Source organism: Streptomyces sp. 13-12-16 (assembly GCF_002114215.1).
Classification (GTDB): domain Bacteria; phylum Actinomycetota; class Actinomycetes; order Streptomycetales; family Streptomycetaceae; genus Streptomyces.
The window spans coordinates 1-2,727 of sequence record NZ_NCTE01000596.1; the positions used below are offsets into that span (position 1 = coordinate 1).

Here is a 2,727-nt window from a genome sequence, read left to right on the forward strand (position 1 = left end):
GTACGCCCCAGCGCCTCCCCGTCGCCCCACACCACCTCCTTCAACGACAGACCCAGCGCACCACACACCTCGTCGAACACACCCGCGAACACCGGAAACGCCTCATACAACTCCCGCCCCATCCCCACACGCTGACTGCCCTGACCGGAGAACAGGAACGCCAGCCCACCCTCACGCCTCACGCCGTTCACCACCGACGGTGAAGGCTTCCCCTGGGCCAGCGCGGTGAGGCCTTCGAGGAGACCCGGACGGTCATCCGCGACGATCACCGCACGGTGTTCGAGAGCGGCACGCCCCGTCGCCAAGGACAGTCCCACGTCCGCGGCGCTCGCATCCTGCTGCTCCTCCAGATGGGTCAGGAGTCGCCCGGCCTGCTCGCGCAGCGCTTCCGGGCTGCCGGCCGACAGCGGCCACGCGACCGGACCCGTGACGGTCACGGCCGGTGTCTCCTCCGTCTCCTCGGCGGTGGCCGGCGGCTCCTCGATGATCACGTGGGCGTTGGTGCCGCTGATCCCGAACGAGGACACGGCGGCGCGGCGCGGACGCTCACCGCGCGGCCACTCCCGCGCCTCGGTCAGCAGCCGGACCTCACCCGATTCCCAGTCCACCTGAGGAGTCGGCTCGTCCACGTGCAGCGTCCTGGGCATCACACCGTGCCGCATCGCCTGGACGACCTTGACGATGGCCGCCACACCGGCCGCGGCCTGCGTGTGACCGATGTTCGACTTGATCGACCCCAGCCACAAGGGCCGTCCGTCCGGACGGTCCTGCCCGTAGGTGGCCAGCAGCGCCTGCGCCTCGATCGGGTCACCCAGCGTCGTTCCCGTGCCGTGCCCCTCGACCATGTCGATCTGGTCGGCGGACAAGCGGGCGTTGGCCAGCGCCTGCCGGATCACCCGCTGCTGGGACGGACCGTTGGGCGCCGTCAGGCCGTTGCTGGCACCGTCCTGGTTGGTGGCCATGCCCCGCACCACCGCCAGCACCGGGTGACCGTTGCGCCGGGCGTCCGAGAGCCGCTCGACCAGCAACACGCCCACGCCCTCGGCCCAGCCGGTGCCGTCGGCCGCGGCCGCGTACGACTTGCAGCGCCCGTCCACCGACAAGCCGCGCTGGAGGCTCATCTCGACGAATGTCTCGGGGGTGGCCATCACCGTCACCCCGCCCACGAGAGCGAGGGTGCACTCGCCCGACCGCAGCGCCTGGATCGCCTGGTTCAACGCGATCAGCGAGGACGAGCAGGCGGTGTCCACCGTCACCGCGGGCCCCTCGAGACCCAGTGTGTAGGCCACCCGGCCCGAGGCGATGGCACCGGTACTGCTGTTGTACGTGTAGTCGTGGTACATCATCCCGGTGAACACACCGGTCGCGCTGCCCTTCAGGGTCGTCGGGTCGATGCCCGCACGCTCCACCGCCTCCCAGGAGGTCTCCAGCAGCAGCCGCTGCTGCGGGTCCATCACCGACGCCTCGTTCGGCGCGATCCCGAAGAACGCCGGGTCGAACTCCGCGGCGTCGTACAGGAACCCGCCCTCACGGGTGTACGTCCTGCCGGGCAGCCCGGGCTCGGGATCGTAGATGCCCGCCTCGTCCCACCCACGATCAGTGGGGAACCAGGAGATGGCGTCCTTCCCGTCGGCCACCAGCCGCCACAACTCCTCCGGCGAGGCCGCACCGGGATAACGGCAGCTCATCGCCACGATCGCGATCGGCTCACTGGCAGCGGCCTGCAGCGCGCGGTTGCGCGTGCGGAGGTTCTCGGTCTCTTTGAGCGACGCGCGCAGCGCCGTCACGAGCTTCTGGTCGTTGTCGGGCATCGTGTCCTCAGTCTCGTCGCGCGGCGTCGTCGAGGTCGGTCTCTCGCAGGGCCATGCTGATCAGGGCTTCGGTGTCCATCGCGTCGATCGAGTCCTGCTCCGGCACGGGCTCGGCCGTCGTGGCGGAGGAGACGCCGGCGAGTTCGAGCAGGGTGTCCATCAGCCCCGCGTCACGCAGCCGCGTGAGCGGGATCGTCCCCAGCAGGTGACGGATCCGCTCCTCGTGGTCGCTCGCGCCGCCGTCGTCCTCGTCGGGCGCCACTTCCGTGACCAGGTGCTCGGCCAGGACACGTGCGGTGGGGTAGTCGAAGATCAGGGTGGGCGGCAGCCGCAGCCCGGTGGCGGAGTTGAGCGTGTTGCGGAACTCCACGGCACCCAACGAGTCGAACCCCAGGTCCTTGAAGGCCCGCTCCGGCTCGACCGCTTCCGGGCCCGCGTGCCCCAGCACGGCGGCCGCGTGGGTACGTACGAGCGTCAGCAGTTCCTCGTGCCGCTCGTCTGCGGACAACCCGGCCAGTCGTTGCCGCAGCGCACCGGCGCCGCCCGCGTTGTGCGCCGACACCGCACGCCGTGCGGAGGCACCACGTACCAGGCCGCGCAGCAGCGGAGGCAGCTCATCGGCCTCCAGCGTCCTGGCGTCCAGGTTCATGGGGACCAGCACCGGCGCGGCCGACGCGCCGGCCACGTCGAACAACTCCAGTCCCTGGCCGGGCGACAGGCCCGCCATGCCGGCGCGCTCCAGACGCTCCCGGTCCCCCTCCACCAGTTCCCCGCCCATGCCCGACTGCGTCGCCCACAGGCCCCAGGCGAGGGATTGGGCCGGCAGGCCCTGGGCACGACGGTGCGCGGCGAGCCCGTCCAGGAAAGCGTTGGCCGCGGCGTAGTTGCCCTGCCCCGGCCCACCCAGCACCCCCGC

2 protein-coding genes are annotated in these 2,727 nt (G+C 71.3%); both read right to left on the minus strand.

What is annotated here, in order from left to right; all coding sequences use genetic code 11:
* On the minus strand, positions 1–1,787 hold a 1,787-nt coding region (locus B7767_RS23605; RefSeq protein WP_373408233.1), incomplete at its 3' end, for a type I polyketide synthase.
* Positions 1,788–1,818: 31 nt separating this feature from the next.
* A partial coding sequence (locus B7767_RS47375; RefSeq protein ID WP_256923540.1) for a beta-ketoacyl reductase occupies positions 1,819–2,727 on the minus strand: 909 nt, incomplete at its 5' end.